Source organism: Taibaiella lutea (assembly GCF_008629695.1).
Lineage (GTDB): Bacteria > Bacteroidota > Bacteroidia > Chitinophagales > Chitinophagaceae > Taibaiella > Taibaiella lutea.
The window spans coordinates 732,647-752,346 of the sequence record NZ_VWSH01000002.1 but is presented as its reverse complement, the minus strand read 5'-3'; the positions used below and the strand labels follow the sequence as shown (position 1 = coordinate 752,346).

General features: G+C 37.6%; 20 protein-coding genes. 6 read left to right on the top strand and 14 right to left on the bottom strand.

Annotation, left to right across the window (positions count from 1 at the left end):
* Nucleotides 1-1,356: a sensor histidine kinase gene (locus F0919_RS10330; RefSeq protein WP_150032664.1), complete on the bottom strand. Its 1,356-nt coding sequence runs from the start codon at nt 1,354-1,356 to the stop codon at nt 1-3.
* A gap of 142 nt (nt 1,357-1,498) precedes the next feature.
* Between F0919_RS10330 and F0919_RS10325 the strand changes: the two genes are divergently transcribed.
* Nucleotides 1,499-4,525 carry a glycosyltransferase family 117 protein gene (locus tag F0919_RS10325; RefSeq protein ID WP_190277343.1) on the top strand — a complete coding sequence of 1,009 codons (3,027 nt, stop codon included), beginning with the start codon at nt 1,499-1,501 and terminating at the stop codon, nt 4,523-4,525.
* Between the two features lie 58 nt (nt 4,526-4,583).
* Here F0919_RS10325 and eno read toward each other — a convergent pair whose 3' ends face one another.
* From eno to F0919_RS10295, 6 genes are all read right to left on the bottom strand, one after another.
* A complete protein-coding gene (gene eno / locus F0919_RS10320; protein ID WP_150032662.1) occupies nt 4,584-5,873 on the bottom strand; it encodes a phosphopyruvate hydratase in 1,290 nt (429 codons plus the stop codon).
* A gap of 130 nt (nt 5,874-6,003) precedes the next feature.
* The gene (locus F0919_RS10315; RefSeq protein ID WP_150032661.1) at nt 6,004-6,399 is read right to left on the bottom strand and encodes a DUF1573 domain-containing protein; all 396 of its coding nucleotides are present in this window, start codon (nt 6,397-6,399) and stop codon (nt 6,004-6,006) included.
* 103 nt (nt 6,400-6,502) lie between these two features.
* Complete coding sequence (locus F0919_RS10310) at nt 6,503-6,994, bottom strand: DUF1573 domain-containing protein (protein ID WP_150032660.1); 492 nt, start codon at nt 6,992-6,994, stop codon at nt 6,503-6,505.
* Between the two features lie 152 nt (nt 6,995-7,146).
* Complete coding sequence (locus tag F0919_RS10305) at nt 7,147-7,650, bottom strand: DUF1573 domain-containing protein (RefSeq protein WP_150032659.1); 504 nt, start codon at nt 7,648-7,650, stop codon at nt 7,147-7,149.
* Between the two features lie 165 nt (nt 7,651-7,815).
* Nucleotides 7,816-8,865, bottom strand: a complete 1,050-nt coding sequence (locus F0919_RS10300) for a COX15/CtaA family protein (protein ID WP_150032658.1) — start codon at nt 8,863-8,865, stop codon at nt 7,816-7,818.
* Between the two features lie 213 nt (nt 8,866-9,078).
* The gene (locus F0919_RS10295; RefSeq protein ID WP_150032657.1) at nt 9,079-9,819 is read right to left on the bottom strand and encodes an outer membrane beta-barrel protein; all 741 of its coding nucleotides are present in this window, start codon (nt 9,817-9,819) and stop codon (nt 9,079-9,081) included.
* Nucleotides 9,820-10,080: 261 nt separating this feature from the next.
* Between F0919_RS10295 and F0919_RS10290 the strand changes: the two genes are divergently transcribed.
* Together F0919_RS10290 and F0919_RS10285 are read left to right on the top strand one after the other, a co-directional pair.
* Nucleotides 10,081-11,154, top strand: coding sequence for a DUF4421 domain-containing protein (locus F0919_RS10290; protein ID WP_150032656.1), 1,074 nt, complete (start codon nt 10,081-10,083; stop codon nt 11,152-11,154).
* Between the two features lie 14 nt (nt 11,155-11,168).
* On the top strand, nt 11,169-11,771 hold the full coding sequence (locus tag F0919_RS10285; RefSeq protein ID WP_235903491.1) for a ribonuclease HII: 603 nt from the start codon (nt 11,169-11,171) through the stop codon (nt 11,769-11,771).
* Here F0919_RS10285 and F0919_RS10280 read toward each other — a convergent pair.
* The 7 genes from F0919_RS10280 to F0919_RS10250 form a co-directional block, all read right to left on the bottom strand.
* On the bottom strand, nt 11,768-12,745 hold the full coding sequence (locus F0919_RS10280) for an ion channel (protein ID WP_150032655.1): 978 nt from the start codon (nt 12,743-12,745) through the stop codon (nt 11,768-11,770). The two genes, F0919_RS10285 and F0919_RS10280, sit on opposite strands and share 4 nt — an antisense overlap.
* Before the next feature lie 109 nt (nt 12,746-12,854).
* On the bottom strand, nt 12,855-13,538 hold the full coding sequence (locus F0919_RS10275; RefSeq protein ID WP_150032654.1) for an SIR2 family NAD-dependent protein deacylase: 684 nt from the start codon (nt 13,536-13,538) through the stop codon (nt 12,855-12,857).
* A gap of 12 nt (nt 13,539-13,550) precedes the next feature.
* Nucleotides 13,551-14,693 (bottom strand): beta-ketoacyl-[acyl-carrier-protein] synthase family protein, encoded by a 1,143-nt coding sequence (locus F0919_RS10270; RefSeq protein ID WP_150032653.1) that lies wholly within the window; start codon nt 14,691-14,693, stop codon nt 13,551-13,553.
* A gap of 81 nt (nt 14,694-14,774) precedes the next feature.
* Nucleotides 14,775-15,356 (bottom strand): hypothetical protein, encoded by a 582-nt coding sequence (locus F0919_RS10265; RefSeq protein WP_150032652.1) that lies wholly within the window; start codon nt 15,354-15,356, stop codon nt 14,775-14,777.
* Between the two features lie 34 nt (nt 15,357-15,390).
* Nucleotides 15,391-15,786, bottom strand: coding sequence for a 3-hydroxyacyl-ACP dehydratase (locus F0919_RS10260; protein ID WP_150032651.1), 396 nt, complete (start codon nt 15,784-15,786; stop codon nt 15,391-15,393).
* Between the two features lie 42 nt (nt 15,787-15,828).
* The gene (locus F0919_RS10255; protein ID WP_150032650.1) at nt 15,829-16,713 is read right to left on the bottom strand and encodes an LpxL/LpxP family acyltransferase; all 885 of its coding nucleotides are present in this window, start codon (nt 16,711-16,713) and stop codon (nt 15,829-15,831) included.
* 2 nt (nt 16,714-16,715) lie between these two features.
* Nucleotides 16,716-16,973: an acyl carrier protein gene (locus F0919_RS10250; RefSeq protein WP_150032649.1), complete on the bottom strand. Its 258-nt coding sequence runs from the start codon at nt 16,971-16,973 to the stop codon at nt 16,716-16,718.
* 413 nt (nt 16,974-17,386) lie between these two features.
* On the opposite strand from F0919_RS10250, the gene atpB reads away from it, so the two are divergent.
* From atpB to atpF, 3 genes are all read left to right on the top strand, one after another.
* Nucleotides 17,387-18,571, top strand: a complete 1,185-nt coding sequence (gene atpB, locus F0919_RS10245) for a F0F1 ATP synthase subunit A (RefSeq protein ID WP_235903490.1) — start codon at nt 17,387-17,389, stop codon at nt 18,569-18,571.
* 126 nt (nt 18,572-18,697) lie between these two features.
* Complete coding sequence (gene atpE, locus F0919_RS10240) at nt 18,698-18,952, top strand: ATP synthase F0 subunit C (protein ID WP_150032648.1); 255 nt, start codon at nt 18,698-18,700, stop codon at nt 18,950-18,952.
* A 164-nt stretch (nt 18,953-19,116) separates the two neighbouring features.
* The gene (gene atpF / locus F0919_RS10235) at nt 19,117-19,611 is read left to right on the top strand and encodes a F0F1 ATP synthase subunit B (RefSeq protein WP_150032647.1); all 495 of its coding nucleotides are present in this window, start codon (nt 19,117-19,119) and stop codon (nt 19,609-19,611) included.
* The last annotated feature ends 89 nt before the right edge of the window (nt 19,612-19,700 follow it).

Here is a 19,700-nt window from a genome sequence, read left to right as displayed (position 1 = left end):
TTAGAGAGATACGGTGAAGGTGCAGCCGCCTTGCGGAACATTCACTACGCTTATTTTACCGTTGTGCTGTTCCATAACCTGAGCCGCATAAGTCAGTCCAAGTCCATAACCTTTCACGTTGTGCCTGTTATGCATAGGCACACGGAAGAATTTTTCAAAGACCTTCTTTCTGTATTCTTCGGGAATACCGGGGCCGTTGTCGGTTACATTAATATTGACTTTACCATTGAACGATGTCAGTTCAACAGAGATAGAAATCTTTCCCTGCCCATATTTCAGGCTGTTATCCAACAAATTGACCAACACACCCTGCAAATGTAATTTGTCAACCATTGTATCAAAGTCCGTTCCCTTGATTTCAAAATGAACATCGGCTTCGTAAGCCAGAAACTTCACCTGATACGCGAGCAGTACATCTTCGATAATAGTTCTAATATTAGCCTGTTCTAACTGTAATGAAAGCCTGCCGGATTCCAACAGAGAGGTATGCAAAGAACGATTTACCAATAATTCCAGTCTTTCCATTTCAAGGCTTGCCATATGCATGTATTCTGCTGTATACTCTTTTTGTCCCGCGGCTTCAAAATGCTGAATGGCTTCCAAAGCTACTTTCACGGTTGCAATCGGCGTTTTTAATTCGTGTGAGATATTGCTTACAAAATCATCTTTCATAGAGCTCAACTGAATCTGACGCAGCAAACTCAGGTATGTGATATAAAAGGCCAGTAAAATCACACTTAACAATACAAATACAAAAGCTGCCTGCGGCCAAAGACCTTTCAACAGATAATTACGGTAATCGGAGATTAAGACGCCATGACCCGACTGGATAAATCTGTTTGGAATAAAAATGGCATTGCCCGCAACTTTATTGCCTTTTGCTTCCGTAACCCATTCCACCGGAAAGTTCCAGCCCTTCCTGCGCATGTCATTTGCGAAATCATTATTAAAGACGGAGGTATCAATATGAAATAATACCTGCTTTTCACCGGGTGTCAACTGACGCACTTTGCGAACCATCATGGTAACGCCCTGACGCGTAAGATCTTTATTGTTTTCTTTGTAAAGCAGGCTTGACAAACGATTGAGCGTATCGTCATTTAGCATTAAAGTCGCTTCGGATTTAGTGCTGACCGGTTGCTTACCCGGGTCTGTTATGGAAACCAGCAAAAGTGAATCGGTAATACCTTCCTGCACATGGTCAAATAGTTTGCTCAGCTCTTTTTGCAAGCTATTTTCGTCTTTGTCATATTGCGTCATCAACCATTGTCCGGCAAAGATTACTAACAACAGATATCCCGCTACCATCAATAGACGAATATGTTTCAGCTTATATTTCCCTTTGTTGTGTTTCATAATTGATAATGCAATTTACATTTAATGTTAATCAATGTGAAAATTATTAACCTTAATTAACCATAGTTCTCTTTCGATTAACTCAGGCACTTTCTTATTCACAATAGTTTTGAAGCCTTAATCTCAAATGATTTTCCGGCTTATGAAACAATGGAATTACAATAAAATAAACAATTTATGCGGCTGGTTTATAGCAACGGTTGCATTTACAGTTTATTTCGCAACGATGGAACGAACTGCGAGCTTCTGGGATTGCGGAGAATTTTTAGCGGCAGCCTACAAACTTGAAGTCGGCCATTCGCCCGGTGCGCCTATGTTTATGATGCTACAAAGATTGAGTTCGTTATTTTCAGGTACTGCAGCATTCACAGGGCTTCCCAATAAAAACGCAGCATTTGCTATCAATACTTTTTCAGTACTGGCAAGCGCAATAACCATCCTGTTCTTATTCTGGACTACTACTTTATTAAGCAGGAAATTATTGGCGGGAAAGAATGTTCCCGATAACCGGCAGACATTACTTATTATGTCTGCCGGTATCATCGGAGCGCTTGCTTATACGTTCTCCGATACGTTTTGGTTTTCGGCTGTAGAAGCCGAAGTGTATGCAACATCGTCTTGTTTTACGGCATTGGTATTCTGGGCTGCCCTGAAATGGGAACAGGTTGCGGATGAAGCTTATTCTAACAGGTGGCTTTTGCTGATATCATTGCTGATAGGCGCTTCGGTTGGAATCCATTTATTGAATTTACTGACAATTCCGGCTATTACAATGGTTTATTATTTCAGAAAGTATGATGCATCAAAACGAGGTATTATTATTGCCTTCGTCACAGGATGCTTACTATTGGGAATAGTACAGTTTGGGGTTATACAGTTTATTCCCATTATAGCTTCCAATATGGAATTGTACTTTGTAAACAGCTTTCATCTGCCGTTTCAGTCGGGTGCGCTTACATTCATCATATTATTCGCATCGTCTATTTTTTTCGCACTCAGACATTTTAAAAGAAAACAATGGCCTGCCTTATATACAGCTACGCTATGTCTTGTATTTATTGTTATTGGTGGCTCTTCCTATATTGTAACTGTAATCCGCTCTAATGCAGACACTCCGGTTGATATCAATAATCCCGACAATGTAATGAGCCTGGTTTCTTATTTACAAAGAGAACAATACCTGCAACAGCCTTTATTATACGGGCAAGATTTTGATTCTGAAATAACGGGTATTAATACAGGAAAGAATTTCTATTATAAAAATGAAAAAGAGCATAGTTACAGTGTCGCAGGGCATAAATCAAATTATGAATATGCGCCCGGCAGCAAACGTTTCTTTCCAAGAATCTGGGATAATTCCGATCCGAGCCATACGAATTTCTATAGAAGCTATCTTGATATTGATAAAGATTCCAAACCTACTGCCAGAGATAATTTCAGTTATTTTTTCAACTATCAGATGAATTGGCTTTGGTTCCGGTATTTCATGTGGAATTATGCCGGCCGGCAGAATGACTACGAAGGGCAAGGCGAGGCAAGAAACGGTAACTGGATAAGCGGCATTCCATTGCTGGATTACCCGCGGGCAGGGCATGTTAACTTAATGAGCAAGCCTTATAAAAACAATGATGCCAGAAATGAATTGTATTGTTTGCCTTTGCTGTTGGGCTTTGCCGGGCTTTGTTTTCATTTTAAGCACAACAAAAAAGATGCCATTATTGTCAGTGTCCTTTTTTTCTTTACAGGCATAGCCATCGGTATTTACCTGAACATGAATCCTTTGCAGCCAAGAGAGCGGGATTACGCATTTGCCGGTTGCACCTATGCATTTGCAATATGGATCGGGATAGGGTTATTAATGATTGAAAGTTTTATCAGAAAATGGCTTCCGAAAATCAGCCTAATTATGGCCTTTGCATTATGCTTTATTTCTGTTCCTGCATTAATGGCAAAGGAAGAATGGAACGATCATAATCGTGCGCCTAAAACACTGGCAAGAGCTACTGCACTTAATACTCTATTGTCCTGCAAACCGAATGCTATATTATTTACGCAAGGTGATAATGATACTTTTCCGTTATGGTACCTGCAAGAGGTGGAAGGCATCAGGCCGGATGTAAGAATTATTATAAGGGAATTACTGAGCGCTGATTGGTATATCGATCAGCTTAATTATAAAATAAATGATGCTTATGCTGTTCCGATGGTTTGGGGAAAAGGCGACTATATGGGCGAAGCAAGTAATTATATCACTTACTACAATAATCCTAAAATACCTGCTGAAAGAACTTTTGACCTTTATGATGTCTGTAAATTCATGTTTAAGCCTGAAAACAAAATGCAGGCAAACAATGGCAATTTTATAAGTTATCTGCCGACAAAAAATTTATCAATGCCTTTACCACCAAGTGTTTTGAAAGATACTGCATTGATGGATAAGATCTATTTTAAAATTAAAGATGACGGGCTTATGAAGAACGATATCACTATCATGAATATACTTGCTGCCAACGCCCATAACGGATGGAAACGTCCGATTTATTTTAACGGGAGCTATCCAAATCGTGAAGATATACTGGGATTGAGTCCATATATGCGCATGGAAGGTATTGTTTATCAATTAGCGCCTTTCACTAAAGAAGATTATAATGCTGCCACTAATGAAGTTAACAACATAGACGCAGCAAAGAGCCTGGAGCATTTCACCAGACTATATCAATATGGCGGAGCTGAAAAGCAGCATGTCTATTTTGATGAAAAAAACCGTGTGATGCTGATGGCTTACCGCATTAACAGTGTTCAACTTGCAGAAAGACTTTCTGCATCAAATAGAAAGAAGGATGCCGAAAATCTTTTGGATATTATACTTCAAAATATTACACCTGAATCTTATCCGCACGACCAGATTTCGATGATGATGGTGATGGCCTATTATCACGCAGATGCGTTTGAGAAAGGAAATAAACTTTCGCAAACATTAGAAGCAAATTTGAAACAGGATATAATCTGGATAAATGATTTACCGGAGAGCCAGTCAGGTGGCGCATCTGACGATTTAAAAAGAGATGAAGCCATGTTACAGCAATTGGCGTTTATAAAAGAGGAAGCGGGAAAACAAAGGACACTTCCTGATGATGCGAACATTTCAATCCAAAGTAAAGGAGAATAGCATTAATAACAAAAGGGAGCCATCAATGATGGCTCCCTTTTGTTATATTTTAAATATCTTATTTTCCGAAGACAAGGCTCTTGCCGGGATAATAAGCAAGGCTTCCTAATTCTTCTTCAATACGAATCAATTGGTTGTATTTAGCCATACGGTCGCTACGTGATGCGGAACCGGTTTTAATCTGGCCGCAATTCAAAGCAACTGCCAAATCAGCTATGGTAGTATCTTCCGTTTCACCGCTACGATGGCTCATGATAGTATTATAACGATTCATTTGAGCCATGGAAACGGCATCAATTGTTTCAGTTAAAGTACCAATCTGATTTACTTTTACCAAGAGGCCATTTGCAACTTGTTCTTTCAAACCTTTTTCAAGACGAAGTACGTTTGTAACAAACAAATCATCACCTACTAATTGTACTTTTTTACCCAAAGCTTCAGTCAGCATTTTCCAGCCTTTCCAATCATCTTCCGCCATACCATCTTCAATACTTACGATCGGATATTTCTTGCACCATTTTACCCAATATTCCACCAATTCTTCACTGCTTAATTTCTTACCATCAGATTTATGGAACACATATTTTTTACTTTTTGCATCGTATAATTCGCTGTTGGCAGCATCCATTGCAATAGCAACCTGATCGCCCGGTTTATAACCTGCTTTTTCAATTGATTTCAAAACAATTTCAATAGCTTCTTCATTGCTTTGGATATTTGGTGCAAAGCCACCTTCATCACCAACGTTTGTGCTGTAACCTTTATCTTTTAAAACTGTTTTCAGAGAGTGGAAAATCTCAACGCCCCAACGCAAACCTTCGCTGAAAGTAGAAGCGCCGATTGGCATTACCATAAATTCCTGAAAATCGATTTTATTATCAGCATGCGCACCACCGTTCAAAATGTTCATCATCGGAACAGGCAATGTTTTTGCATTGGTACCACCAACATAGCGATACAAAGGCATACCGGCTTCTTCAGCAGCAGCTTTTGCAACAGCCATACTTACGGCAAGCATTGCATTGGCGCCTAATTTAGATTTGTTTGGCGTACCATCCATAGCCAACATCATTTTGTCGATACCAGCCTGGTCCATAATGCTCATTCCATATAATTCCTCTGCAATCGTTTCATTTACATTCTTCACTGCTTTCAACACGCCTTTACCTAAATATTTCTTTTTGTCGCCATCACGCAATTCTACTGCTTCATGAACGCCTGTAGAAGCTCCGGAAGGAACAGCAGCGCGTCCGAAAGCACCATTATCAGTATAAATATCAACTTCAACAGTTGGATTGCCGCGCGAGTCTAATATTTGGCGGGCATGGACATCAGTAATAAAGCTCATGAAAATGTTAGTTTAAAAATTTTGCGCAAAGATAACAGGTAATCCTGATAAGTAAAAATAGAGCGCTTTTTAAAATAAAAAAATCCGGAACCATTTATGATTCCGGATTGTAAAATAAAATTTCAAATGCTTATTTGTTCGCCACTACTTTACCTTTCAGGAAAATAGAATAACGTGCCATATTAGGATTGGGTAATGCTGCGTTTGATTTAATCGTAATTTCTTTCATTGCAGGACCTACTTTATCTTTTGAATCAAAAGTAACAGTGACTTTACCTGTTTTGCCGGGCAATACCGGTGTTTTAGTCCAATCTGCTGAAGTACAGGAACACCCTGCTTCTGCTTTTTGAATCATCAATGGTTGATTGCCTACATTTTTGAATTCGTAAACGTGAACTACTTTTTCGCCATCTTTTACAGTGCCGAAATCATACGAATCGCCCGCCGTAAATTCAAATTTTGCCTGTGCATGTGCTCCGATTGCAGCGAATGCTACAAGAATAAGTGATGCTAAGATTTTTTTCATTTTTTGAAATGTATTTTAGAAATAAAAAACCCAATGCCATTATTGTACAAGAATAAATTTGCGGCATTGGGTATTAGACTATCTTTTCTGCAAAAGATTAATCTTAGTTTGTTTTCATCATTGAATTGTTTTGAGGCGCAGAACTTTCAGGCGCTTTTTCAACAGTTCCTTTGATATAAATTACGTTAGTACCTGCGGTAGATGTAACAGTAATATTTTTATTGAAAGCACCAACTCTTCCTTTAGTACCGTAAGATGCTTTGATAACACCTGTTTTACCCGGTGCTACAGGATCTTTTGACCAGAAAGGAGTAGTACATCCGCAACCAGGTTGAACGTTTTGAATGATCAAAGGTTTTTTACCCGTATTGGTAAATACAAATTCAGCTTCAGCAGGATCACCTTCTTGCAAAGTACCAAAATCATGCGTTTCAGTTTTGAATTTGATGGTAGTTTCAGGTGTGGCAGTAGTTGTAGGCGCTACAGCAGGAACTACAGATGTAGCTTTTGGAGCTGCTTCTAACTTTTTACCTTGAGCGAAAACTCCAGTAGATGCTAATGCAAGAATGGCAACAGCAAGAATCGACTTTTTCATAAATGAATTTGTTTTATTTTTTGTTGAAACAAAGATATAATCAGGTATCGTTTTCGGCTGTTAACCTCAGGTTAAGCGTTGGGATTTATTACGTTTTCCTATCTATTTAACAAACCGATAATCGAAATTTCACATTTATTAACTTGTTTCTCTTAGTTTGACTTGATTACACTTTCATTCTGAGGAGCAGAAGCTTCCGGTGCTTTTTCAACAGTTCCTTTAATGTAAATTACATTAGTACCTGCATTAGAAGTAACGGTAATATTTTTATTGAAAGCACCTACTCTACCCTTAGTACCATAAGAAGCTTTGATAACACCTGTCTTACCCGGCATTACAGGATCTTTTGACCATGTAGGAGTAGTGCAACCACAACCAGGATGAACGTCAGTAAGAATCAAAGGTTTTTTACCTGTATTGGTAAATGAAAACTCATATTCAGCAGGATCGCCTTCTTTCAAAGTTCCGAAATCGTGTGTTTCTTCTTTGAATTTAATTGTTGTAGTCGGCTCTGCAGCTTTGTTATCTGTTGGAGAAACATTTACTACTTGTGGAGTAGTAGTCGCTTTGGGAGCAGCTTCCAACTTTTTACCCTGAGCAAAAACACCTGTTGCAGCAAAAGCCAAAACAGCAAGAGAAAGGATAGATTTTTTCATAACGTAATTGTTTTTTATTTTTTGTTTGAAAACAAAGATAAAATTCCATTTGTTGTTAACAGTTAATCACAGGTTAAGTATTTTCAATTGTCAAATTTTCATATCTATTTAACAATCCGGTAGCCAAATGCAAATAACCATCTTAAAATCTTCCTTTAATCGGACTTATGCAACTTTCTTTTCAACAATATAAAGCTGTACCACAAGCGACATCAATAAAAACATAGCTACTAATTGATGCATTTCTGCAAATGTTTCAAATAAACCCCATTTATTCGGAACAATCTGAGGGCTAATCATTACCGTACAAATACCCAATAACACCTGAAGCAACACTAATACCAACGGGAGACTCCTGTATTTTTTAAAAACATTGGAGACTTGTTTCATTTTGAATGCTATCACTGAAGCCATGATAACAAGCAATGTCAACAAATAAGCAATGCCTCTGTGAATAAAATGAATGGTGATTTTGTTTTCAAGCAGAGGGTGGCCTGTGTTGGATTGGCCCATGCCTGCAGGTATCCAGTCTCCGTTAATAGTTGGCCATGTAGCAGCAGCTGTGGCAGCTTTGTTGCCGGCCATCAATGCACCATACACTAACTGAATTAATAGAACAACAAAAGCGAAAAGGTAAAAATATTTCAGTTTTGTATTAATGATTTTATCTTCTTTTGGAATTAATAATTGCAACGCAAACCAAAGCACATAACAGGCCAAAACCATTGCAAATACAAAGTGGATAGCTAATTTGGTCGGACGCACGTAAATAGCATCGCCCGATAAACCGCTTTTTACCATAATCCACCCGATGGCTCCCTGCAATCCGCCAAGGATAAACATGATAATAAAAGGAAGAATCATTTCCTTATTAAAGTATTTTTTCACCAGAAAATAAACGAAGGGAATGGCAAATACAATTCCGATACTTCTTGCCCATAAACGATGGAACCACTCCCAAAAGAAAATGGATTTAAAATCACTTAATGTAAAATCGTTGTTAAGGTATTGAAATTGAGGAGATTGCTGATATTTGGCAAATTCCTTTACCCATGCTTCATGATTCAACGGCGGCAATGCTCCGGTCACCACGTCCCATTCTGTAATTGACAACCCTGAGCCACTTAAACGTGTAATGCCGCCAAGCAGGGTTTGAACAATAATCATAACTACACCGATAATGAGCCAGTAAGCCACCATTTTGTTTTTCCTCATGATGTCAGCTTGCTCAGCCTGATTTGCGGTTATAATTAAATCTGATTGTGCCACAGGTTAAATTTTGCGCAAAGGTAAGACCAAAGCTTAAAAAGATGTTTCTTTTTGCCGAAACAATCCGTTTGTTAACCTATTATATCTTTTGGAATAATAAAAACCCTATGAAATAACGTTCATAGGGTTGGTGCAAATAAATTGAATAGTTTCAGGCTTTTACCAATTATCTTTTCCAATATTGAAACCTATGGTAACACCGGCGCCCCAATTTTTAAGTTTGTAATCAGAAGAGCCTCCCGGAGTTAGATTCTGAAGCCCGTAATTGAAATATCCTCTGAAAAACATACCGACATTTGATTCGTAACCTATGCAGGCATTTACTCCATAATCCCATTTCCTCATTTCATCTTTTAATGGATTATTACCAAGCTCAAGTTCATAATTGACTTTATTATTATAATAGGAAACAGCAGTGCCATTGTTATCATATATAAGAATCGGAGTTGATATACTTCTGTTCGCTATAAATGAATAACCGATATATGGGCCGATACCTGTAATAAAACGCCCAAAGCCGTCAAAACCTGATTTATACATTATATACAGCGGTATTCTGAAAGCATGAATATCATCATTAATTTCCTGTTTTGGATTACCGAAACTGAGTGGGATGAAATCTACTTCGTTTTTAAACTTTACATTGTCATAAACATAGAAGAAGCCTGTCTGAACGTAAAGATTTGACAGAATTTTTATATCTGCATTTACTCCGGCTATTGCACCAACCTTGAGTGTGCTGTTCCTGTTTTCTGTGGATGAACCGGCTTTTATATTTTGACTTTGCATTCCGAAGTTTACCCCGGCTTCCGGCCCGATTCTAACTTGTGCACGACTTGGTTGAATAAATATAATCGTTAACAATAAGAAACCTGTAACGATTCTTAATAAGACTTTCATTTGACAGAATGTGAGAATGCTCTTTAGATAGAGCAAAAATATACATTAATATGAGATTTGCACTTTTTTTATCAATAATCATTTCATTAACAAAAGGAGAAATTGTAGTTCAAATAATAATATGCACATATTAAGATTAGTTCCTGTTATCCTATCAATTAAGTCTTTTTGAACCGGAAAGGAAAAATAACGTTATCTATAATCTCACAGATTTCATTTTGAATAGTTATATAAACAGTTTTAACCAAACAAAGCGACCAATTGACAGTAAAAGGCATTATTCTGAGTGCATGCATGTGTATCTTTTTCATATCGAAAGGATATATGCAGGGCATCAAATTTTTACAACCACATAAAGATATCGTTGATTCAAATTACATAAATCCTTACACTAAGGACTTAACCGGAAGGTTATTTCTTTCAAATAAATATTCCCGCGTAAAAATTCCGGGTTCAGCAAATCATCCGTCTTTTACTTATATGCCCAATACTAAATTGGCTATAGGCATTGGCGCAACTTATCATTCTTTTACTTTTAACCTTGCTTATGGCACGCCTTTATTGAATGCAGGCAAAACTGAGAAAGGCAATACGACCTATCTTGATCTGCAAGGCCACATATATTCAAGAAAATTCGCCGTAGATTTCCTGGGGCAACTTTATAAAGGATATTATATATCGCCAAAGGACTTTGTTCCCGGATATAGTGGTTATTTTTTGCGTCCTGATCTGCGTGTAAGATTGGTTGGTTTGTCAGCTTACTATGTATTTAACAATAAGGAGTTTTCTTACCGTGCAAGTATGATCCAAAGTGAACGTCAGCTTAAATCAGCAGGTACTTTTTTATTAGGTGGTGAACTTTGCTATGGCATTGTAAAAGGTGATTCTGCATTGATACCACTGCAAATTTCAGAGCAATACCCACAAGGAGCTGTCAACAGGCTGCGTTTTGCAAAAATAGGTCCCAGCTTTGGCTATGCCTATACCTTCGTTTACGACAGCCATTGGTTTGCAACAGGCTCTATTACCCTTAATGCCTCGCTCGATTTCATCAGAGAAAATACAATTATTGGATATAGGAATCATTTTGCTGTTTCACCTGATTATATGACGCGTCTTGCAATTGGTTATAATTCGCGCAGATGGATATATACAGCTTCATGGGTAAATACCACAGCCGTAATGAAAGGCTCTTACAATGATGCCAACTATAAAATAAGCAGCGGAAACTACAGGCTCACTGTAGCTCACCGATTTACGCTTAATAGAAAGGCAAGGAAGATGATGAAGCCTGCTGATAAATTTATTGATGCGACAAAGAAATTGATGCAATAAATTTTTCTGCTTTTTTGAAATGCCTACTTTTGTGTTTCATGTTGGCTCCGTATTTCCATAACATTTTAATTGAGGCAGGCTGCGATGAAGCAGGCAGAGGCTGTCTGGCCGGTCCTGTTACAGCCGCTGCCGTTATCCTGCCAAAGGATTTCCACCATCCGCTCTTAAATGACAGCAAACAATTGAATGAATCCGAAAGAACATTACTAAGGCCAATAATTGAAGAACATGCATTATCATGGGCTGTGGCTTTCGTTGACAACCATGAAATAGACAGAATAAATATTCTGAAAGCATCTTTCAAAGCTATGCATCTTGCTATTGAGCAACTAAAAATTATTCCCGAATTATTATTGATAGATGGTAACCGGTTTGCGCCTTATTTCGGCATTCCGCACGAATGCATAATACAGGGCGATGGCAAATATGCTGCTATAGCAGCGGCGAGCGTTCTGGCCAAAACACACAGAGACGTTTTTATGGAGGAACTTCATTCAGTTCATGAAGATTATAACTGGAAACAAAATAAAGGCTACCCTACTCCGTTTCATAAATCCAAAGTAAGAGAATTGGGGCATACGCCTTATCATCGCATTACTTTTAAGATAAAGGACTAAGCCGTTTCCAAATCATTGGCAAAAGTAAATGGAACATGTGCATTTACTTTATTCAGATTCACTTCTGTTATATTATTTGTTTCCGAGCGATGATACATTGACTCAAACTTAGCGCCATATACCATTTCAGCATGATTATAAGAGGTTCGTTGCTGTACCGTATTGGAGTAATGATCATCAAAGCCCTTAATGGTAACCATCAATTCAACCTTGGATTCTCTTAATTCCTGCTCTGTCATTAGCCAAAACGGACTGTCTTCTGTAATGTAATGAACGCAAGTCCAGCTTAAGGCCAAAGAATTGATTCTGCTAATTTCCAATGGAACAGGATAGAATTTTGAAATTCGTTTTCCGTCTTCCATATGGTGAATGGCTGCAGTAACTTCTGCATTTACTTCGGTCAAATCATTGTTTTTATAAGTTGCCAGGCGGAACATAATTGCTCTTCCTTCTTTGTAAGGGGCAATCAGGAAATTTTCGCTGAATTTGATATATGCTTTGGGTCTTGAAAAACGGGCGTAGAACATACCGGTTACCAATGCAAATGTTATAATGCCCAAAAAGGATTCAATAGAAGCTATAGCATTCGCGATAAAACCGGAAGGAGCCACATGTCCATAACCCACTGTGGTCATCGTTTGTGAGCTAAAGAAAAATGCCTGTGTGAAATTGGTAATAAAATTTGTGCTGACATCGACACCATGTAAATTTTCAATTCCAAGAGCCAGATAAATAAAGGCAAAAAGAATATTGGTGGTAGTGTAAAACAAAAACACTAAAAACAAAAAAGTGGTTCCCGACATTCTTAACAGTGTATGAAAAACACTGTAACGTTGCAAAATACCCATACCAACTTTGCGTAAATTGGTACTTCCGTCTTTATTCAAAAGCCTGGAACCTTCGGCAGCGCTATTAGGACTAAAACCTGAATTATCAACTTCCTTCGCCTGCCTTTTATGCATCGAATTTTTCATGATTATAAATATTTAAACCTGACTATCCGGAAAGTAAAGATTTCCATATTACCTTGTTTGAAAACAAAGCTAATATTATATCAAATATACGTTCAGAAAAATTGCAGGACTACGGCATCAATATTTTCAATAACTCCGCAACGCCTTCTGTAGCAGGCTTTTCAATCGGAATCACATTTTGTATAGACACCTTGGGAATCTTCTTGTCAATAATATATTTTGGAACAGATGCATCCACATAATGCAATAATCCCGCCGCAGGATAAACTGCCAATGAAGAACCGACTAATATAAAAATATCTGCCGCTTCCATCAGTGGAATCGCTTTTTCGATCATAGGTACTTCTTCGCCAAACCAAACAATATTGGGCCTTAAATAACTGCCATCCACAGCTTTTGCATCTTCTTTAATATCTTCTGTTATCGGATAAATACTGTGCCGATCTTTTTCACTTCTCATCGTCAATATCTCACCATGCAGATGCATCACTTTTGTACTACCGGCACGTTCATGAAGATCATCAATATTTTGTGTGACAATATGTACGTCATAACGCTGTTCCAGCAATGCAAGCCCTTTATGTCCGTCATTAGGTTGCGCCTGCAAGACAGACTTTCTGCGTTCATTATAAAAACGCTGTACCAGACTTCTGTCCTTTTGCCAGGCTTCAGGAGTCGCAACATCCTCTATATGATGTTCTTCCCATAAGCCATCACCATCTCTGAAAGTACGCAAACCGCTTTCTGCACTCATTCCGGCACCGGTAAGAATAACAATCTTTTTCTTTTCCATAATTAATATCGACTAATATTTCTTCCAAATTAAAGCGGCATTACAGCCACCAAAGCCCGAAGCTGTTTTTAAAACATATCCGGAAGATTGGCTTTGCAATCTATTGGTTACATTTATCTTTTCAGAAACACCAGCTTCATCAAAGCCTAAAGAAGCCGGGAGTAAATCCTTATTCATAGCCATACAGGCAATGATAGATTCTATAATACCCGCAGCGCCCAAAGTATGCCCCACATAGCTTTTCAGGCTATGTAACGGCACATTACCCATTCCCGAAAGATGCAGCGCTTTTGCTTCCATTTCATCATTAAAAACAGTTGCTGTTCCATGCGCCGATATCATTCCAATATCCGCAGCATTAATACCCGATTCTTTCATGGCCCTGTTTATCGCCTCCGACAACTCAGCACCTGTCCTTGACGGACCGGAAAGATGGTTGGCGTCATTTGTTACACCTCCACCCGAAAGATATCCCAGCGGCTGTTCTTCTATATCGGTAATTTCATTTGACAAGACAATGGCTGCCGCTGCTTCCCCCAGGTTTATACCTGTCCTGTTTTTATCAAAAGGCTTACATGCCCGTTCTGCCAAAGCTTTAAAAGATTTAAACCCGGAGAAAACAAAAGAATTGAGTCTGTCACAACCAACAACAATAGCCCTTTTAAATTTGCCGGCTTCAATCATTCTGGCTGCTGTAATCAAAGCCAAAGAACCTGAAATGCAGGCATTGGAAACCACAATCGGCTTTGTTTTCATTCCGAAGTGATCATTAATTAGTTTTGCGGAATGCTGTAACGAAATACGTTCGTCACTTTGCTCGCCCAGCCATTCAATATTCCCTTTTGTAGAAGATAAAATCAACACACAATCTTTACTTCTGACATCAATATTACATTTTGAAAGAGCTTCCTCTATCACATAAATACACATCTGCTCAAATGGGCTGAGCAATTGTTTGCCGCCTCCAAAACGGGCTTGTAACATCATCCAGACATCCGTAGATAATCTGGAAGCAAAAAAAGATTCTTTCGATATGGAGGAGTCCTGATATTCTTTTATTGCGCCAGCCTGCTGTTTTACCTGTTCGAAACATTGCTGTGAACTGATGCCCAGAGGGCTTAAAATGGCATGACTGACAGCTACTATATTTTGCAATGTATTTTTATTTAAAGAGAATAAATCTACTTATTTAATCGGGAAATCAACTTAAAAAAATGTTCCGTCTAACACTCTGTATTATTCATTAACCGGATTAATTATTTCAACTTTTGATAATTGAGTAATCAACTTAGTAAAAATTAAGTATAACTGTATGAGAGTTTCAATTGAATTTAATTTTCCTTTAAGATAAAAGGAGAGTTCATAATTACTTTCCGGAAGCTTTTCTCCCCAAATTTCTTTCTGATCTGAAATCTCTATGTGAAAACGTCCATGTTTCCTGATTAATTCAAGAAGCTCAGAATCATTCAAAAATTCTGATACTTTGTAGTCATCATTAGATTTGATTATAAATTCTTTATCGAATTCTTCATGACCTGTCACTATATCTTGTAACCCAAATAGCTTACCGATTATATCCAAAAAGTTTTTACGGTAAATTTGAAATTTAAAATTGCCATTTGAAGTGAACGGACAAACAATTCTTGTATAAGTTGCTTCTAAGGTTGCCAAATTAACTGTTCTGTAAAATGTATAGTTGTCAAATATTATGTGAAATTTGTCAAAGCTAATAATTGCTTTGTCAGAATGATCATATTGTCTTTGAATATAACTTCCGTTAAGTTCTTCGGCCAGAGTTTTCCATATTGATTCTTTCATCTCTTTTTAGATTGCGACTATAGACAAACAATGCTCAGTTCTCCAGAAAAATTTTGAACTCAGCTTCAGCTATTTTTTCATCATTTAAATGAATAATACCCTGAACAATTGTTGCATTCATTACTGTATGCAAGACTTCTGTCGTAGTCCGGATGGTATCGCCGATTTTTGGCAATTGAGTAACTTCAAAATTCTTAATGGCACCGATAAACCCAACGGGTGGTTGTAACTCATTCTGAGCTGCATAAAAACCTGTTCCTGCAGCAGCAGTCTGTGCCATATTTTCAATTAAACCCGGTTCTGAAAAGTGATTATTATTTACAAAAAGATGGCCTTCCCGAATGGTAAATTGAGTTACAGACATCGTTTCATTAGCTATAACCAATGTATCGATCATTTCAAACGGAGCGGCTTGCGGTATATATTCCATGCTTCAATTTTATGGAAGATAAAGTTATTATAATCCCCCGGATTACTTCGGCTTCTCCCAAAAATCATAATAGTTAAACCATTGTTCGGGATATTCTTTTACTTTCTCTTCAAGGCAATGTACATAATCTTTCAACATACTTTGGGCACCCGTATCTCCGCGTCCTTCATAAGTTTTAGGAGAATAACCATAAAAATGGTAACGGTATTTACTTTGCTTGACTGCAAAAACAAAACAAACAGGCGCTTTCAGTTTTGATGCCAGCATAAACGGGCCTAAAGGGAAATGTGCATTGGCACCTAAAAAATTATGTTCAATAGTACGATTGCCTTTAATAAACCTGTCGGCATGAATACAAATAAATTCGTTGCGGCGAAGAGCGGCAGACATTTCGTAAATATGGGAAAGGTCCTCTTTTATAAAAATAATATTGAAGGTTTTCGGGCCGGTAACTTTATTAAGATATTCTTTGATAGCTTCAGCTTCGCCATCATACATCACAATATTTATAGTTGAGTTTAATCGCTGTAATAAATGCCCTGCCAGCTCATAATTTCCCAGGTGCGCGCTTACGAGAATGCCGCCATTGCCAGCATCTGCCAATTCATTCAGATAATGCCCACCCGTTCTTTCAACAGTAAAAGAATGTTTCAAACCACTCATCACCACAATTTTATCAATAAGCGTCTGCCCGAAAATCAGGATATTTTTCCTGACAAGTCTTTTTGATTGCTTACGTGAAAAATGAAGATGACTTTGATACAGTTCGTACAAAGGTTTGGTAGCTTTAGGCACAAACCAAATGTAATATTGGGCAACAAACCGCAATAAAAAATATGCCGGACCTACGCCGGCATATTTAAGTAAGAATATAAATATGGAATAACCTAACCGATTACCTTTAGATTGACCATTCCAGGCGGACATCTCTATGCAGAAATTTTGGTTTGAAGCCTGTTGGCTACATAGTCATAAAAATCTTTGATTGTTACCATTCCCTGAAAATCTTCGGGTTTAACCTTAAAACCGAAATTACTTTCAATGGCGACAATCAAATCAATATAGTCCAGACTATCTAAATCAAGTGTTTCTTTTAATGTTGCTTCAGGGGTTATAGCAGATGCATCCACCTCAAAATCTTCCACTAAAAAATCATTAATGCGATTCGTTATTTCCTCGTAATTCATGTGATTTTAAACAAAATTTTAATACAATGCAATGCAGACAGATTAAAATATCTGTTTGCAAAAACAGGCAAAGGTAAAAATATTTTATACAAATTAGAAATCTGTTGATTAAAAAGCGGAAAGAACTTGTATTCCTTCCATTATTTTCCAAAAACGAAATATCCTGCTCTTTTAAACTGTATCAGTCGTATTAAATCAGCGGCAGAATGAGCAACTTATTTATCTTAAAACGATACAACCCCTTTGCCATTCTATATTTAAAGCATAAATTTAATGAAATAATAATCCATTAAATTATTGAATAGGATACTTTTAAAAGGTGAATAAAAAAAACACGCAAATTTATCCTGAATTTTCAGCAGAAACTTTTTTTTAAACTTTTAATCCCTACCTTTGCGCAAAATTTCAGTGCTGTGTTAACTATATGTAAACGATTATTTGCCGTCTTATTCTTAATGGTAGCCACTTTCAGCGTTTTTGCTCAGGAAGAGCATGGACATGAAAACGGTGAAGAAAAAAAGGGATTTGACGCATCGGAAGTAATATTTGGCCACATAGGCGATAACCATTCATGGCATTGGTTCGATATTGACGGTCACGCTTACGCTACTCCACTTCCTGTTATTATTTACGAAAACGGCAAGGGGATTTCGTGTTTCCTTTCTGACAAATTTGAACACGGCCATGTACCCTATAATGGTTACAGATTAATTGAAAAACATTATGCGACTGAACACAGTTTACCAAATGAAATGATCGGTAAAATTGTTCCGGTTGATGCAAATGATAACATTATTGCCAACGCTCAATACCACGATTTATCTATTACAAAGAATGTAGCATCCATGCTTATTTCTGTAATTCTTTTATTGGTCATTATGATTAGTATAGCCAATAAGTATAAAAAGAACGGCGTAATGAAAGCCCCGTCAGGTTTTCAGAATGCAATTGAGCCTGTTATTATTTTTGTTCGTGATGAGGTAGCAAAACCAAATCTGGGTAAAAAATATATGCGCTACATGCCATTGCTATTAACCTTATTCTTCTTTATCTGGATTAATAACCTTTTAGGTCTTATTCCTGGCGGCGCAAACTTTACAGGTAATATCGCAGTAACTGCAGCCTTATCCCTGATTTCTTTCATCGTTATATTATTTAGTGGTAACAAACATTTCTGGGGACACTTATTCAATCCGCCGGGCGTTCCTTTCGGTATCAAATTGTTATTGGTCCCAATTGAAATTATTTCCCTGTTTATTAAGCCGGTAGCATTGATGATACGTCTTTTTGCCAATATTCTGGCAGGCCACATCATCATACTGAGCGTAGTTTCAATGATATTCATATTCGGTGCATTAAGTACAGTAGCTGGTTGGGGATTTGTTCCGGTGTCAATGGCGTTCACCATTTTCATGTTCTGCCTTGAATTATTGGTAGGTGCTATTCAGGCATTCATTTTTACCAACCTTGCGGCAGTATTTATCGGTCAGGCAATTGAGGAAGCACATCATCATGACGAACACGAACATGGTTATCATGCTCACAATCCAGAAACCGGTCAGGAATACAATGTTTCTGAAGATACTATAGTTGCTTAAGGTTAGATATTAGTAGTCAGACGTTAGATATTAGATATGTTTGGCAGAAAAGTGAATTGAGTTTGAGATTTATTTTTGCCTTTTGAATTTTATTAATCAGTTTTTTCATTTTTAAATATATATACAATGTCTCTATTGAACACTGTTATGTTGGCAGCAGACGGTCTTGGAACTGGTCTTGGTGCAATTGGTGCTGGTATTGCAGCTTTAGCAGCTGGTGTTGGTATCGGTCAAATCGGTAAAGGTGCGGTTGAGTCTATCGCTCGCCAACCAGAAGCTGCCGGTGATATCCGTTCTAACATGATCCTTACTGCAGCATTCGTAGAAGGGGTTGCACTTTTCGGTGTAATCGCTGGTTTGCTTGCTGTTGTATTGAAATAATTTTTCGATACGAAAGGAAATAATAATAGCGTTCAACGCAAAGGGCCGAGAACGCTATTATTCAAATTGATTTTATGTCATTGTTAGTGTTGTCACTGTCAATAATATTTATAGGATAGAATTATCCGCCATTTTAAAATTAACAATTCAAAATTTTAATAGCAATGGGCTTGCTTATTCCTGATTTCGGTTTATTCTTTTGGACATTAATAGCGTTCCTCGTAGTTCTTTTCATCCTGAAAAAATTTGCCTGGGGTCCGATTGTAAAAACATTACAAGAGCGTGAAAGCGGTATCGCTGAAAGCATTGCATCTGCAGAAAAAGTAAAAGCAGAAATGAAGCTTATGCAAAGTCAGAACGAAAGTTTGTTGATGCAGGCTCGTGAAGAACGTACTATGATGCTTAAAGAAGCGAAAGAAACAAAAGATAAAATCATCAACGAGGCTAAAGAACAAGCAAAAGTGGAAGCCAATAAAATCATGGAAGATACGCGCAACCAGATTGAGCGTTCTAAAAATGCTGCCATGACTGAGGTGAAAAACGAAATTGGCAAACTGGCTGTAGAAGTTGCTGAAAAAATCTTACGTAAACAATTGGCTAACCAGGGTGAACAACACAATTATGTTCAGATGTTGGCTGAAGAAATTAAACTTAATTAGTAAATAGTTGACAGTCGATAGTTGATAGTAATTAGTGAAAATAATTTTATCAATCGACTAACCACTAACAACTAATCACTAATCACAAT

Coding starts and splice junctions, on each gene's coding strand:
- F0919_RS10260 (WP_150032651.1), bottom strand. CDS start 15,786: ATGGAATATATACCGCAAGCCGCTCCGTTTGAAATGATCGATACATTG.
- F0919_RS10250 (WP_150032649.1), bottom strand. CDS start 16,973: ATGAATTACGAGGAAATAACGAATCGCATTAATGATTTTTTAGTGGAA.
- F0919_RS10325 (WP_190277343.1), top strand. CDS start 1,499: ATGAAACAATGGAATTACAATAAAATAAACAATTTATGCGGCTGGTTT.
- F0919_RS10265 (WP_150032652.1), bottom strand. CDS start 15,356: ATGAAAGAATCAATATGGAAAACTCTGGCCGAAGAACTTAACGGAAGT.
- F0919_RS10295 (WP_150032657.1), bottom strand. CDS start 9,819: ATGAAAGTCTTATTAAGAATCGTTACAGGTTTCTTATTGTTAACGATT.
- F0919_RS10280 (WP_150032655.1), bottom strand. CDS start 12,745: ATGAAAAATTCGATGCATAAAAGGCAGGCGAAGGAAGTTGATAATTCA.
- atpE (WP_150032648.1), top strand. CDS start 18,698: ATGTCTCTATTGAACACTGTTATGTTGGCAGCAGACGGTCTTGGAACT.
- F0919_RS10305 (WP_150032659.1), bottom strand. CDS start 7,650: ATGAAAAAATCTATCCTTTCTCTTGCTGTTTTGGCTTTTGCTGCAACA.
- F0919_RS10310 (WP_150032660.1), bottom strand. CDS start 6,994: ATGAAAAAGTCGATTCTTGCTGTTGCCATTCTTGCATTAGCATCTACT.
- F0919_RS10330 (WP_150032664.1), bottom strand. CDS start 1,356: ATGAAACACAACAAAGGGAAATATAAGCTGAAACATATTCGTCTATTG.
- atpF (WP_150032647.1), top strand. CDS start 19,117: ATGGGCTTGCTTATTCCTGATTTCGGTTTATTCTTTTGGACATTAATA.
- F0919_RS10315 (WP_150032661.1), bottom strand. CDS start 6,399: ATGAAAAAAATCTTAGCATCACTTATTCTTGTAGCATTCGCTGCAATC.
- F0919_RS10275 (WP_150032654.1), bottom strand. CDS start 13,538: ATGGAAAAGAAAAAGATTGTTATTCTTACCGGTGCCGGAATGAGTGCA.
- F0919_RS10255 (WP_150032650.1), bottom strand. CDS start 16,713: ATGTCCGCCTGGAATGGTCAATCTAAAGGTAATCGGTTAGGTTATTCC.
- eno (WP_150032662.1), bottom strand. CDS start 5,873: ATGAGCTTTATTACTGATGTCCATGCCCGCCAAATATTAGACTCGCGC.
- F0919_RS10300 (WP_150032658.1), bottom strand. CDS start 8,865: ATGAGGAAAAACAAAATGGTGGCTTACTGGCTCATTATCGGTGTAGTT.